We start from the raw sequence: 15,541 nt of genomic DNA, 5'->3' as shown, positions 1-15,541 counted from the left end.
ATAATTTAAAAACTTTTCTCTAACAAAGTAAAAATTTAATGTTATAAAGCAAGTCGGATTTTTACTCTATTTTAAAAAAGAACTCTTCTAAATAAGTATTTATAACGTTATAGTTTATTCTTTAAATTTCATTTATACGTAAAACTACTTAAAAATAAAAGCCTGAGATCTTAAAATATCTCAGGCTAATTTTTATAAAGCGTCTATTTTTTACATCAGCTTCTGAATGATAATTTCTTCTGTAATCCCCTCAGCATCGGCTTTGTAATTTTTAATAATTCTATGTCGCAAAATCCCGGTTGCGACTGCCTTTACATCTTCAATATCCGGTGAAAATTTACCATTAAAAGCAGCATGTGCTTTGGCTGCCAAAATTAAATTTTGAGAAGCTCTCGGACCTGCACCCCAATCCAGATAATTTTTCACATAATCATTAGTCAGACTATTGTCAGGACGTGTTTTACTAACGAGCGTCACTGCATATTCAATAACATTATCTGCTACCGGAATTCTGCGGATCAAATGCTGGAAGTCAATTATTTCCTGAGCTGTAAACAACGGATTTATCTTCCTTTTTACATCTGAAGTAGTTTGTTTTACAACCTGCACTTCCTCTTCAAATGTTGGATATTCTAATTTTATAGCAAACATAAAACGGTCTAACTGAGCCTCCGGAAGAGGGTATGTACCCTCCTGTTCAATTGGATTTTGTGTCGCCAAAACGAAATAAGGCAAATCTAATTTATAGTTTTGCCCTGCAATTGTTACAGAACGCTCCTGCATTGCTTCTAATAAAGCAGCCTGAGTTTTTGGAGGAGTTCTGTTGATCTCATCCGCTAAAATTATATTCGAAAATATAGGTCCTTTAATAAACTTAAACTGTCGGTTTTCATCAAGAATTTCACTTCCTAAAATATCCGAAGGCATTAAATCAGGAGTAAACTGAATTCGTTTGAAATCCAGACCTAAAGCCTGAGAAATCGTATTGATCATCAGAGTTTTTGCCAAACCGGGAACCCCAATTAAAAGCGCATGCCCTCCTGAAAATATACAAAGTAAAATTTGATCTACAACGGCATCCTGCCCTACAATTATTTTTGCTATCTCGGTTTTTAATTCATTTCTTTTTTGAACTAAATTATGAATTGCTGCTACGTCAGACATTTATGAATATATTTTAAATTAAAAAGAGTTAGCTCTATGAATTCATAAAACTAACTCTTTTCTTTATTTAATAAAAATTATTTTTTCAACCAATTATTAGTAAAAGTACAATCTCTGTATTCGCCAATAATCTTGATGTATGTGTCTTTAATTTTTGTGTCAAACCATTTTGCAATAGCATTGATTTGTTTTTCTTTTAATGCTAACTCTTTTATTTTAGTATAATCTTTTGCATAGTCTGCAACGTGCTCATCGATTCTGTTTGTCACAGTAATCAGTTTATATGTTTTTTTTCCTTTATCATCGGTATCCAAAATTGGCTGAGAAACTTCATCATCTTTTAAATTTGAAACCTGGCTATATAATGATGCATCCATTTTAGTCAGCTCAAAACGCGTATCCTGAGTATTAGGATTAACCAAAGTTCCTCCATTTGCTCTTGTTTCTTTCTGGTCAGAATCATTTCTTGCTGCGTCTGCAAAAGAAATTTCTTTATTTACAATCTTATTTCTAATGTTTGTAATTCTTTCTTTGGCTTCTTTTAAAGCACTTTCAGAAACAGTTGGCGATATTAAAATATGACGTAATTCTACTTCCTGTCCTTTTATCTTATCAACCATTATAATATGGTATCCGTATTGTGTTTCAAAAGGATCTGAAATTTCTCCTTCTGCCAAACTAAAGGCAACATCTTTAAACTCTTTTACAAAAGGAGTTTTTCTTGTCATTTTATAATAACCACCCGCAGGGGAAGATCCCGGATCCTGAGAATACAAAACTGCTTTTGTAGCAAAGCTTGAACCTTCCAAAACGTCTTTTTTGATCGAATTCAGTCTGTCAATTACTTTTTGTTTATCCTCTTTTGAGACTTTAGGCTCTACAACTATTTGAGCCACTTCCATTTCAGCTCCAAAAGTTGGCAATTCGTCTTTTGGTATTTTTTTAAAGAAATTACGAACCTCTTCTGGTGTTATTTCAACTGCATCAACAATCTTTTTCTGCATTTCAGAAGATAGTTTTTGTTCTTTTAAGATATCAGCAAAATATGTCTTAAATTCCTCAACTGAACTCTTTTTATAAAATTCTACAATTTTATTGATATCTCCGCCAGTCTGTCTCATCATGTAAGTAAGCCTTTCATCCATCATACTTTTAACTTCAGCATCACTAACAATAATACTGTCCTGAATGGCCTGATGTGCATATAATTTATCTTCTAAAAGCTTACCTAACATCTGGCATCTGGAAATATCTTTTACTGATCCTCCCTGAGAAGTAATTTCAAGATAACCTTTATCAATATCTGAATCTAAAACAATATAGTCTCCAACAGTTGCAATAATACCATCAACCTTTTGTTTATTAATTGAAGCTGTCTCAGCCGGTTTCTCAGCAACAACATCTTTAATAACTTCCTGAGCAGAAATAACCGAGTTGAAAAAAAGTAAAAAACTTATTGTCAGTACTAATCTGTAATCAATAGTTCTTAGCTGTAATTTTTTTAATAACATTATTTTAAATTTAATTGAATGTAAAGGGCTGTGTTAGTAATTTTCTTTTAAACTGAAATTAATTATACTTTCAAATTACTGAAAAACTATATCCTGTTTTCACAACTTATAACGAACAAAAATAACAATTCAATTACATAATCCAACTATCTGATATACTATTAACAAAAAATTATACACAATACAAATAGTTTAAAAAAGTGGAATAATTTTAATGGAGAGAAATAAAGGAAAAACGAAATCACATAAACCAAAACAGAATACCATTTATTTTTAAATCGCATTAAATAATAGTACTTTTGCAACCTATTTATACAAAATATGAGCTTTTTAAAAGAAATACAACGCAGAAGAACTTTTGGAATTATCTCGCATCCCGATGCCGGTAAAACAACTTTGACAGAAAAATTATTACTTTTTGGAGGTGCAATTCAGGAAGCAGGTGCAGTAAAAAACAATAAAATAAAAAAAGGAGCAACGAGTGATTTCATGGAAATAGAACGCCAGAGAGGAATTTCTGTTTCAACATCTGTACTTGCTTTTAATTATAAAGACAAAAAAATCAACATTCTTGATACTCCGGGACACAAGGATTTTGCTGAAGATACTTTTCGAACTTTAACTGCGGTTGATAGTGTAATTGTTGTTATTGACGTTGCAAAAGGGGTCGAGGAACAAACCGAAAAACTGGTTGCTGTTTGCAGAATGCGTAACATTCCAATGATTGTTTTCATTAATAAATTAGACCGTGAAGGAAAGGACGCTTTTGACTTAATGGATGAAGTCGAGCAAAAACTAGGCTTAAAGGTTACGCCTTTAAGTTTCCCAATCGGAATGGGTTATGACTTCCAGGGTATTTATAATCTATGGGAAGAAAACATCAATCTTTTTAGTGGAGACAGCCGTAAAAACATTGAAGAAACTATTGCTTTTTCAGACGTTCAGAACAATCCGGAATTAGATAAAATTGTAGGTCAAAAAGCAGCAGACAAACTTCGTGAAGAGTTAGAATTAATTGATGAAGTATATCCAAAATTTGAGCGTCAGGATTATTTGGACGGAAAAATTCAGCCAGTATTTTTTGGTTCTGCATTGAATAATTTTGGCGTTCGTGAGTTATTAGATTGCTTCATTACAATCGCTCCTTCGCCTAGACCAAAAGATTCAGAAACGCGTACCGTTGATCCTGCAGAAGAAAAAATGTCTGGTTTTGTTTTCAAAATCCATGCTAATATGGATCCAAAACACCGTGATCGCTTAGCTTTTATTAAAATTGTTTCCGGAACTTTCGAAAGAAACAAACCTTATTACCATGTCCGACAAAAGAAAAACCTAAAATTCTCAAGTCCTAACGCCTTTTTTGCGGAGAAAAAAGAAATCGTAGATATTTCATATCCCGGAGATATTGTTGGTCTTCATGATACAGGAAACTTTAAAATTGGAGATACGCTGACTGAAGGTGAATTAATGAGTTTCAAAGGAATACCAAGTTTCTCACCGGAACACTTTAGATACATCAATAATGCTGATCCAATGAAAGCAAAACAACTGGATAAAGGGATTGATCAGTTAATGGATGAAGGTGTTGCTCAGTTATTTACATTAGAAATGAACAACCGTAAAATCATCGGAACAGTTGGAGCACTGCAATACGAAGTAATTCAGTATCGTCTTGAACATGAATACGGTGCTAAGTGTACTTATGAAAACTTCCCGGTGCACAAAGCTTGCTGGGTAAAACCTAATGATCCTAAAAGTGAAGAATTTAAAGAATTTAAAAGAATCAAACAAAAATTTCTGGCTCATGACAAATATGGACAATTAGTATTTTTAGCTGATTCTGATTTTACAATTCAGATGACACAAAGCAAATATCCAAATGTAAAATTATTTTTCACATCTGAATTTGAATAAGGAAATTTCACATTTTCGGATAAATTAAAAAGCGCCAACTTTGAAAGGTTGGCGCTTTTTTTTAAGGATTAAATTAACCTTTAACAGGAAAAATTAATTTTCTTTATTTTTATGTTAAGCCAAAAGTACAACTAAAACTGTAAGCCATTAAAACATACTCGTTTAAAGTAAATTAAATCAGACAAAATACACTTTTACGAAATTATTTATAAAAAAGCTCTATTAATGAAGCTTTAAAAACTTTATGCCTGACCTGCCGGACCAAAATTAAGCGGAATTGGTGCCTGTTCAGTTTCTTTGATTTCACCATGCGCTGCTTCAAAGCGATGAATATTTTCGCCAATAGCCCTCAATAATCTTTTTGCATGTTGTGGAGTCAGGACAATTCTTGATTTCACTTTAGCTTTAGGAGTACCCGGCATAATATTTACAAAATCTAAGACAAATTCAGATGAAGAATGATTGATAATCGCAAGATTTGAATAAATTCCCTCTGCAATAGTTTCATCTAACTCAATATTAATTTGCTCTTGTTGTTTCGGATTACTCATAATTTTAATATTTTTCAATTTCCCTCTTTTCGAAAAAAGAGGGAATTGTTAAGAATTAATAAATATATTCTTCTTTATTTGCCATCATTTCATTGTAATCGTCCTTAGATCCTACGATTGTATTATCGTATTCTCTCATACCAGTTCCTGCAGGAATTCTGTGTCCAACAATTACATTTTCTTTCAATCCTTCAAGGTCATCAACTTTTCCTGCTACTGCAGCTTCGTTAAGTACTTTTGTTGTTTCCTGGAATGAAGCAGCAGAGATGAATGATTTAGTTTGTAACGAAGCTCTTGTAATACCTTGCAAAACAGGAGTTGCTGTAGCTGTAATTACATCTCTTGCTACTACAAGATTTCTGTCATTTCGTTTCAATAATGAATTTTCATCACGTAACTCGCGAGGAGTTATAATCTGACCTGGTTTCAATACTGAAGAATCTCCGGCATCTTCAACTACTTTCATACCGTATAATTTATCATTTTGAACGATAAAATCCTTAGTATGAATTAATTGATCTTCCAGGAATAATGTATCACCCGGATCCTGAACTCTTACTTTACGCATCATTTGGCGGATAACTACCTCAAAGTGCTTGTCATTAATTTTTACCCCTTGTAAACGGTACACTTCCTGAATTTCATTTACCAAATACTGTTGAACAGCAGCTGGCCCCTGAATTCTCAAAATATCATCCGGAGTAATTGCACCATCAGACAAAGGAACACCAGCTCTTACAAAGTCATTTTCCTGAACAAGAATTTGACTTGATAATTTTACAAGATATTTTCTGACGTCACCAAACTTAGATTCGATTACAATCTCACGGTTACCTCTTTTGATTTTTCCGAAAGAAACAACACCATCAATTTCAGAAACTACAGCTGGATTTGAAGGATTACGAGCCTCTAACAACTCAGTAATTCTTGGTAAACCTCCAGTAATATCCCCAGATTTAGAAGAACGACGCGGAATCTTAACTAAAACTTTACCAGCTTTAATTTTCTCCCCATTCTCAACCATTAAGTGTGCACCTACTGGTAAATTGTATGAACGAATCAATTCGCCTTCTTTACCGTAAACCAATAATGTTGGGATTAATTTTTTATTTCTGGCCTCAGAAATTACTTTTTCCTGGAAACCTGTCTGCTCATCAATTTCAACCATGAATGTTTGTCCTTGTTCTAAATCCTCGTAAGCAATCTTACCAGTAAATTCAGAAACAATTACACCATTATATGGGTCCCATTTACAGATAACCGTTCCTTTAGCTACAGTTTCGCCATCATTTACAAAGATGCTGGATCCGTAAGGGATGTTATGTGTGTTTAAAACAATTCCGGTTTTCTCATCAACTAATTTCAATTCCGTTGAACGTGAAACCACAATATCAACAGAATTTCCTTCGCTGTCTTCTCCTTTAACTGTTTTTAAATCTTCTATTTCAAGTCTACCGTTAAATCTTGTAACTATACTCGACTCTTCAGAAATACCTCCAGCAACCCCTCCCACGTGGAAAGTACGAAGTGTCAACTGTGTACCTGGCTCACCAATAGACTGAGCTGCAATAACTCCTACAGCTTCTCCTCTTTGTGTCATCTTACCAGTAGCTAAGTTTCTACCGTAACATTTAGCACAAATACCTTTTGTAGCCTCACAAGTTAATGGTGATCTAACCTCTACTTTTTCAACTGGAGAAGCTTCGATAGTTCTCATAATTGCTTCCGTAATTTGCTGACCAGATTCAACCATCACTTCATTAGTAAGTGGATTAATAACGTCTTGTAATGCAACACGTCCAAGAATTCTCTCTCCTAATGATTCAACGATTTCCTCGTTTTTCTTCAATGCAGAAACTTCAACACCTCTTAAAGTTCCACAATCTTCGATGTTAACAATAACATCCTGAGAAACGTCATGAAGCCTTCTTGTTAAGTAACCAGCATCGGCCGTTTTAAGAGCCGTATCCGCAAGACCTTTACGAGCACCGTGAGTTGAAATGAAGTACTCAAGAATCGAAAGACCTTCCTTAAAGTTAGAAAGAATCGGGTTTTCAATAATCTCACCACCACCAGCAGTAGATTTTTTAGGCTTAGCCATCAAACCACGCATACCAGTTAACTGACGAATCTGCTCCTTAGAACCCCTCGCCCCAGAGTCAAGCATCATATATACAGAGTTGAAACCTTGTTGGTCTTCTCTAATATTTTTCATTGCTAACTCTGTTAACTGAGCATTTGCTGAAGTCCATACGTCAATAACTTGGTTGTAACGCTCGTTATTTGTGATAAGACCCATGTTATAGTTAGTTGAAATACCTTCAACTTGCTCTCTGGCATCTGCAATTAACTTCGTTTTTTGTTCCGGGATTCTAATATCACCTAGAGAGAATGATAAACCTCCTCTAAATGCGAACTTATAACCCATATCTTTCATATTGTCCAGGAAAGCTGCCGTCGTAGGTACATCAGTCACACTTAAAATGTGTCCGATAATATCTCTAAGGTTTTTCTTAGTCAATACGTCATTGATATATCCAGCTGCTTCAGGTACTACTTCGTTAAATAATACACGTCCTGCAGTTGTTTGGATAATTTTGTACACTAATTCTCCAGCATCATTATAATCTTTTGCACGGATTTTTACACGAGCATTTAATTCTAATCTTCCTTCGTTTAGTGCAATGTTTACTTCTTCAGCAGAATAGAAAGTCAAATCCTGACCAATAATTTTGTGATCTTCTGTAGAAATACGCTCTTTGGTCATATAGTAAAGACCCAAGACCATGTCCTGAGAAGGTACAGTAATTGGAGCACCATTTGCAGGGTTCAGGATATTGTGAGAAGCCAACATTAATAATTGTGCCTCTAAAATAGCCTCTGGTCCTAATGGTAAGTGAACCGCCATCTGGTCACCATCGAAATCGGCGTTGAATGCCGTACATACTAATGGGTGTAACTGGATCGCTTTTCCTTCAATTAATTTTGGCTGGAAAGCCTGAATACCAAGCCTGTGCAAAGTAGGAGCACGGTTAAGTAATACAGGATGTCCTTTAATTACGTTTTCAAGGATATCCCAAACTACAGGCTCTTTCTTATCAATGATTTTCTTAGCAGATTTTACTGTTTTTACAATACCTCTTTCGATCAGTTTACGGATAACGAATGGTTTGTATAACTCAGATGCCATATCTTTTGGCAATCCGCACTCATATAATTTCAACTCCGGACCAACGACAATTACCGAACGAGCAGAATAATCCACACGTTTTCCTAAAAGGTTTTGACGGAAACGTCCTTGTTTACCTTTTAAAGAGTCAGATAATGATTTTAATGGTCTGTTTGATTCTGTTTTAACAGCAGAAGCTTTACGAGTGTTATCAAATAATGAATCTACAGATTCCTGTAACATACGTTTTTCGTTTCTTAAGATAACTTCTGGAGCTTTAATCTCCATTAATCTTTTCAAACGGTTATTACGGATGATTACACGACGATATAAATCGTTCAAATCTGAAGTTGCAAAACGACCTCCATCAAGTGGCACAAGCGGACGTAATTCTGGCGGGATAACTGGAACCACTTTCATAATCATCCATTCTGGACGGTTTTCGCGGTTTTCGTTAGACTCACGGAAAGACTCAACAACTTGCAATCTTTTTAAAGCTTCTGTTTTACGTTGTTTAGATGTTTCGTTGTTAGCGCTGTGTCTTAATTCATAAGATAAGGCATCTAGGTCAATACGAGCTAATAAATCCATAATACACTCTGCTCCCATTTTGGCAACAAATTTATTAGGATCTAAATCATCTAAATATTGGTTTTCTTGCGGAAGAGTATCTAGAATGTTTAAATATTCTTCTTCCGTTAAGAAATCTAGTCTTTGTAAAGATTCTCCATCCGCATTTTTAGCAATACCAGCCTGGATTACTACGTATCTTTCGTAGTAAATGATCATATCTAATTTCTTAGATGGAAGACCAAGGATATAACCAATTTTGTTTGGAAGAGAACGGAAGTACCAGATGTGAGCGATTGGCACAACAAGGTTAATGTGTCCTACTCTGTCACGACGTACTTTTTTCTCAGTAACTTCAACACCACAACGGTCACAGATGATACCTTTGTAACGAATTCTTTTATACTTACCACAAGCACATTCGAAATCTTTTACTGGTCCGAAGATTCTTTCGCAGAAAAGTCCGTCACGCTCTGGTTTATGCGTTCTATAGTTAATAGTTTCTGGCTTTAAAACCTCTCCTCTTGATTCTTTCAGGATAGATTCTGGTGAAGCCAATCCAATAGAGATTTTGTTAAATCTTTTTACTGGATTCTTATCTTTATTGTTTCTGTTATTCATCATAGTTTTTACTATTGATTTATTTGCAATTAAAAAATTGATTTTAGATTTATAATCTACTCTTAAAAAAAATAAGAGTTAATCATTCAGCTACTACCTCGGGTTACTTCTCTAAACCTCAAATTCTTATTTGAAGTGCTAATTATAAAATGCCTCGCATTGTTATAAAAAATCGGAACGGTTTACGGGTATAAATCTTTAAAAACTTATTATAAAAAAGTGTTCAGTATTCAGAATTTAGTGTTCAGCTTATCACTGATTACTAAATACTGAACACTGAATACTAAAACATTATTCTTCCAAACGAAGATCCAATCCCAGACCTTTCAATTCGTGCATTAATACATTGAATGATTCTGGCAAACCTGGTTCTGGCATAGTTTCTCCCTTAACGATAGCTTCGTAAGTTTTAGCTCTACCAATAACGTCATCAGACTTAACAGTTAAGATTTCACGTAGTGTACTAGAAGCTCCATAAGCCTCAAGTGCCCAAACCTCCATCTCTCCAAAACGCTGACCTCCAAATTGAGCCTTACCTCCAAGTGGCTGTTGCGTAATCAATGAGTATGGTCCGATAGAACGTGCGTGCATCTTATCATCAACCATGTGTCCTAATTTAAGCATGTAAATTACGCCCACAGTTGCTTTTTGTGCAAAACGCTCTCCAGTTCCACCATCATAAAGATAGGTATGTCCAAAACGTGGTACATTAGCTTCATCCGTCAAAGCATTGATTTCGTCTAGAGAAGCACCGTCGAAGATTGGAGTAGCAAATTTTCTACCCAAGTTCATACCAGCCCATCCAAGAACCGTCTCATAAATCTGACCAATGTTCATACGTGAAGGTACCCCAAGTGGATTCAACACGATATCTACTGGTGTTCCGTCTTCAAGGAAAGGCATATCTTCGTGACGAACGATTCTTGCAACAATACCTTTGTTACCGTGACGTCCTGCCATTTTATCACCTACTTTTAACTTACGTTTTTTAGCGATATAGATTTTAGCCAATTTTAAGATTCCAGATGGTAATTCATCTCCAACTGTAATAGTGAATTTCTCCCTTCTTAAAGCTCCTTGTAAGTCGTTCAGCTTAATTTTATAGTTATGAATTAAATCATTAACCATTTTATTAGTAGCATCATCAGCAACCCACTGACCTTTGCTTAAGTGAGCGAAATCTTCTACTGCGTAAAGCATTTTTTGAGTATATTTTTTACCTTTTGGTAAAACTTCTTCACCCAAATCATTCATTACACCCTGAGATGTTTTTCCGTTAACGATCAGGAATAATTTCTCAACCAATCTGTCTTTTAATTCAACAAATTTAGTTTCGAACTCCATTTCTAAAGCACCTAAAGCATCTTTATCCTGAGTACGTTTACGTTTATCTTTTACGGCTCTTGCAAATAATTTTTTGTCAAGAACTACACCGTGTAAAGATGGAGAAGCTTTTAATGAAGCATCTTTTACATCACCCGCTTTATCCCCGAAAATCGCACGAAGCAATTTCTCCTCTGGAGTTGGATCTGATTCTCCTTTTGGTGTAATTTTTCCGATTAGAATGTCGCCAGGTTTAACCTCTGCTCCAATTCTGATCATACCGTTTTCATCTAAATCTTTAGTAGCTTCTTCAGAAACGTTAGGAATATCGTTTGTTAACTCTTCGTTTCCTAACTTAGTATCCCTAACCTCTAATGAATAATCATCAACGTGGATAGAAGTAAAAATATCATCGCGAACTACTTTCTCAGAAATTACAATCGCATCCTCGAAGTTATACCCTTTCCATGGCATGAACGCAACTTTTAAGTTTCTACCTAAAGCTAATTCTCCATTTTGAGTAGCATATCCTTCTGATAATACTTGACCAGGAATAACTCTGTCACCTTTTCTTACGATTGGTTTCAGGTTAATACTTGTACCCTGATTGGTTTTTCTAAATTTAATAAGGTTGTATGTTTTCTCATCAGCATCAAAACTAACCATTCTCTCGTCTTCTGTACGATCATATTTAATAGTAATGATGTTTGCATCTACGTATTCTACAGTACCATGCCCTTCAGCATTGATCAATACTCTTGAATCAGAAGCTACCTGACGCTCTAAACCTGTACCAACAATCGGTGCTTCAGGACGGATCAAAGGAACTGCCTGACGCATCATGTTCGATCCCATCAACGCACGGTTCGCATCATCATGCTCAAGGAAAGGAATCAAAGATGCAGAAATCGAAGCGATCTGGTTCGGAGCAACGTCTGTATAATGAACTACAGATGGCTCAACAACCGGGAAGTCACCTTCCTCACGAGCAATAACATTGCTAGCTGTAATTTTACCAGAAGCGTCCATTTCAATGTTTGCCTGAGCAATCATTTTACCTTCTTCTTCTTCAGCACTTAAGTAAACCGGAGTACTTTCTAAATCAACTACACCATTTGTTACTTTACGGTATGGAGTTTCGATGAATCCCATTCCGTTAACTTTTGCATAAACACCAAGAGATGAAATCAAACCAATGTTTGGTCCCTCAGGAGTTTCGATCGGACATAAACGACCATAGTGAGTATAGTGAACGTCACGAACCTCGAAACCAGCTCTCTCTCTCGAAAGTCCACCTGGTCCAAGTGCAGAAAGTCTTCTTTTGTGCGTAATCTCAGCTAATGGATTCGTTTGATCCATAAATTGAGATAACTGGTTAGTACCAAAGAAAGAGTTGATAACTGACGATAATGTTTTAGCATTGATCAAATCAATTGGTGTAAACACCTCGTTATCTCTAACGTTCATTCTCTCACGAATAGTTCTGGCCATACGTGCTAAACCAACACCGAATTGTTGAGACAATTGTTCACCAACTGTTCTAACACGACGGTTTGACAAGTGATCGATATCATCAATCTCCGCTTTAGAGTTGATTAATTCGATCAAATATTTAACGATTGTAATGATATCTTCTTTGGTAAGCACTTGCTTATCCATAGGGATATCCAAATCTAATTTTTTATTCATTCTGTAACGACCAACTTCACCTAAGTTATAACGTTGATCAGAGAAGAACAATTTATCTATAATACCACGAGCAGTTTCCTCATCAGGCGGTTCAGCGTTACGCAACTGACGGTAAATGTGCTCTACAGCTTCTTTTTCAGAGTTTGTTGGATCTTTTTGTAACGTGTTGTGGATAATAGCATAATCTGCCTGATTATTATCCTCTTTGTGTAACAAAATAGATTTTACGTTAGAATCGATGATCTCTTCAACATTATCTTTGTCAATAATAGTGTCACGATCAAGGATGATTTCGTTACGTTCGATAGAAACTACCTCTCCGGTATCCTCATCTACGAAATCCTCATGCCATGTGTTCAAAACACGAGCAGCAAGTCTTCTTCCAATATATTTCTTAATACCTGTTTTAGAAACTTTAATTTCTTCTGCTAAGTCGAAAATCTCTAAGATATCTTTATCTCTTTCAAAACCGATTGCACGGAATAAAGTTGTTACAGGTAATTTTTTCTTTCTATCAATATAAGCGTACATAACGCTGTTAATATCTGTAGAAAATTCTATCCAGGATCCTTTAAAAGGAATTACTCTGGCAGAATAAAGTTTAGTTCCGTTAGCGTGGAAGGATTGTCCAAAGAAAACCCCTGGAGAACGGTGTAATTGAGATACTACAACACGCTCGGCACCATTAATTACAAAAGTACCACTTGGAGTCATGTAAGGTATAGTTCCAAGATAAACATCTTGTACAATTGTTTCAAAATCTTCATGTTCCGGATCTGTACAGTATAGTTTCAATCTGGCTTTTAAAGGCACACTATAAGTAAGACCTCTCTCTATACATTCTTGAATGGTATAACGTGGCGGATCTACAAAATAATCAAGGAATTCCAATACAAAGTTGTTTCTGGTATCTGTAATTGGGAAATTTTCCATGAAGGTATTATACAATCCTTCGTCACCTCTCTCATCAGATTTAGTTTCTAATTGAAAAAAATCTTTAAATGATTTAACCTGAACATCCAGAAAATCCGGATATTGAGGAATATTTTTTGTAGAGGCAAAATTCAATCTTTCAGTCTGATTTGTTATCATCAATGAACAAAATTTTGATTAAAAAAAAGTAGTTTTTGTGTAAAACACACTGTTTAATTATACTTTCTTTTTATAATCAATACATCTTTAAAAATAAACCAAAAATGGCTCTATTTTCTTTCTTCGTACTGATCAAAAACTTTTTCGTATTTTAAACTATTTGATAATAAAATTTGATATATTTTATTATACGAAAAATGGTTTAGGCCTTTGAGTGTTAACTCAGGACCTAAACCTAGTTCTTAAAACCGAGTTGAATTATTTAAGCTCAACTACAGCTCCAGCTTCTTCTAATGATTTTTTAAGACCTTCAGCCTCTTCTTTAGAAACACCTTCTTTAACAGTACTTGGAGCACCATCAACTACATCTTTAGCTTCTTTAAGACCTAAACCTGTAAGTTCTTTAACTAATTTTACTACAGCTAATTTAGAAGCACCAGCTTCTTTCAATACAACTGTAAATTCAGTTTGTGCTTCTTCAGCAGCACCTTCTCCACCACCAGCAGCAACTACTACAGCTGCAGCAGCAGGCTCGATACCATACTCGTCTTTTAATATTGTTGCTAATTCGTTAACTTCTTTAACTGTTAAGTTAACTAATTGTTCTGCGAATTGTTTCAAATCTGCCATTTTTTCTATCGTTTAAAATGATTTGTAAAATATAATTAATTTATTGTGCGCTAATTAAGCAACAAGGAAAAAAAAATCCCTGTTTCGATTATTATGCTTCAGTTTCCTCTTCGCTACCAGCGAATTTGTTTTGTAAAGCAGAAATAATTCTTTGAGCTGGAGATTGTAATAATCCAATAAGTTCTCCAAGTAACTCTTCTTTAGATTTAATCGTAGCTAATGTATCTAATTGATTATCTCCAATATATACTTCAGAATTGATATAAGCTCCTTTTAAAAGAGGTTTATCAGATTTCTTACGGAAATCTTTGATAATTTTTCCAGGTGCATTAGCAACATCAGAAATAAATATTGCACTGTTACCTGTTAAAACTGTAGGTAAATCACCATAATCATTAGCAGAAGCTTCCATTGCTTTTGCAAGCAAAGTGTTCTTAACAACTTCTAATTTGATACCTGCCTTAAAACAAGCTCTACGTAAGCTTGAAGTTGTTTCTGCGTTTAAACCAGAAATATCAGATACATAAATGATATTTGTACCAGCTAACTGCGCAGTTAAATTTTCAATCGCGATTGATTTTTCTTCTCTAGTCATACTAAAAATTTTTAACTACCAATTATACTGCTTTTGGGTCTAATGCAATAGCAGGACTCATAGTGCTTGTAAGGTGAATACCTTTAATGTATGTACCTTTAGCAGCAGTTGGTTTAAGTTTTATTAATGTTTGAATAATTTCGTGTGCGTTGTCAACAATTTGCTCAGCTCCAAAAGAAACTTTACCAATTCCTGCGTGAACGATACCAGTTTTATCAACTTTAAAGTCAATTTTACCAGCTTTAACCTCTTGAACAGCTTTTGCAACATCCATAGTTACAGTACCTGTTTTAGGGTTTGGCATTAAACCTCTAGGTCCTAAAATACGACCTAATGGTCCTAATTTACCCATAACAGCCGGCATAGTGATAATAACATCAACATCTGTCCAACCATCTTTAATTTTTTGTAGGTAATCATCAAGACCAACATGATCTGCTCCAGCTTCTCTAGCTTCTGCTTCTTTATCCGGAGTAACCAATGCTAATACTTTAACGTCTTTTCCTGTTCCGTGAGGTAAAGTAACTACACCTCTTACCATTTGATTCGCTTTTCTTGGATCTACACCCAAACGAACTGCGATATCAACAGACTCATCAAATTTTGCAGAAGCAACAACTTTAATTAATGCAGCAGCATCTTTTAAAGAGTACAATTTGTTCTTTTCAATTTTTGAAGCAGCCTCTTTTTGCTTTTTTGTCAATTTTGCCAT

Annotated in this window: 9 protein-coding genes; 1 reads left to right on the top strand and 8 read right to left on the bottom strand. The window is 35.0% G+C overall.

Going from position 1 to position 15,541, the window contains the following annotated elements:
- Positions 1-210: 210 nt before the first annotated feature.
- On the bottom strand, positions 211-1,164 hold the full coding sequence (locus GXM17_RS17640; protein ID WP_163400733.1) for an AAA family ATPase: 954 nt from the start codon (positions 1,162-1,164) through the stop codon (positions 211-213).
- Between the two features lie 77 nt (positions 1,165-1,241).
- Positions 1,242-2,675, bottom strand: coding sequence for a peptidylprolyl isomerase (locus GXM17_RS17635; protein WP_163400731.1), 1,434 nt, complete (start codon positions 2,673-2,675; stop codon positions 1,242-1,244).
- A gap of 321 nt (positions 2,676-2,996) precedes the next feature.
- On the opposite strand from GXM17_RS17635, the gene GXM17_RS17630 reads away from it, so the two are divergent.
- Positions 2,997-4,589, top strand: a complete 1,593-nt coding sequence (locus GXM17_RS17630; RefSeq protein ID WP_163400724.1) for a peptide chain release factor 3 — start codon at positions 2,997-2,999, stop codon at positions 4,587-4,589.
- Between the two features lie 242 nt (positions 4,590-4,831).
- On the opposite strand, the gene GXM17_RS17625 is transcribed toward GXM17_RS17630, so the two are convergent.
- From GXM17_RS17625 to rplA, 6 genes are all read right to left on the bottom strand, one after another.
- Entirely contained in the window at positions 4,832-5,140 is a 309-nt protein-coding gene (locus GXM17_RS17625) for a DUF3467 domain-containing protein (RefSeq protein ID WP_025572408.1), read from the bottom strand.
- 55 nt (positions 5,141-5,195) lie between these two features.
- Positions 5,196-9,503 (bottom strand): DNA-directed RNA polymerase subunit beta', encoded by a 4,308-nt coding sequence (gene rpoC / locus GXM17_RS17620; RefSeq protein WP_163400722.1) that lies wholly within the window; start codon positions 9,501-9,503, stop codon positions 5,196-5,198.
- Positions 9,504-9,791: 288 nt separating this feature from the next.
- The gene (gene rpoB, locus GXM17_RS17615) at positions 9,792-13,604 is read right to left on the bottom strand and encodes a DNA-directed RNA polymerase subunit beta (protein ID WP_163400720.1); all 3,813 of its coding nucleotides are present in this window, start codon (positions 13,602-13,604) and stop codon (positions 9,792-9,794) included.
- A gap of 258 nt (positions 13,605-13,862) precedes the next feature.
- Positions 13,863-14,234, bottom strand: a complete 372-nt coding sequence (gene rplL / locus GXM17_RS17610) for a 50S ribosomal protein L7/L12 (protein ID WP_025572412.1) — start codon at positions 14,232-14,234, stop codon at positions 13,863-13,865.
- 91 nt (positions 14,235-14,325) lie between these two features.
- Positions 14,326-14,829: a 50S ribosomal protein L10 gene (rplJ, locus tag GXM17_RS17605; protein WP_163400718.1), complete on the bottom strand. Its 504-nt coding sequence runs from the start codon at positions 14,827-14,829 to the stop codon at positions 14,326-14,328.
- A gap of 22 nt (positions 14,830-14,851) precedes the next feature.
- Positions 14,852-15,541 carry a 50S ribosomal protein L1 gene (rplA, locus tag GXM17_RS17600; protein WP_025572415.1) on the bottom strand — a complete coding sequence of 230 codons (690 nt, stop codon included), beginning with the start codon at positions 15,539-15,541 and terminating at the stop codon, positions 14,852-14,854.

Origin of the sequence: Flavobacterium fluviatile, assembly GCF_010645065.1 — a bacterium.
Lineage (GTDB): Bacteria > Bacteroidota > Bacteroidia > Flavobacteriales > Flavobacteriaceae > Flavobacterium > Flavobacterium fluviatile.
The sequence above is the reverse complement of the archived record's forward strand: the minus strand, read 5'-3'. Positions and strand labels throughout refer to the sequence as shown.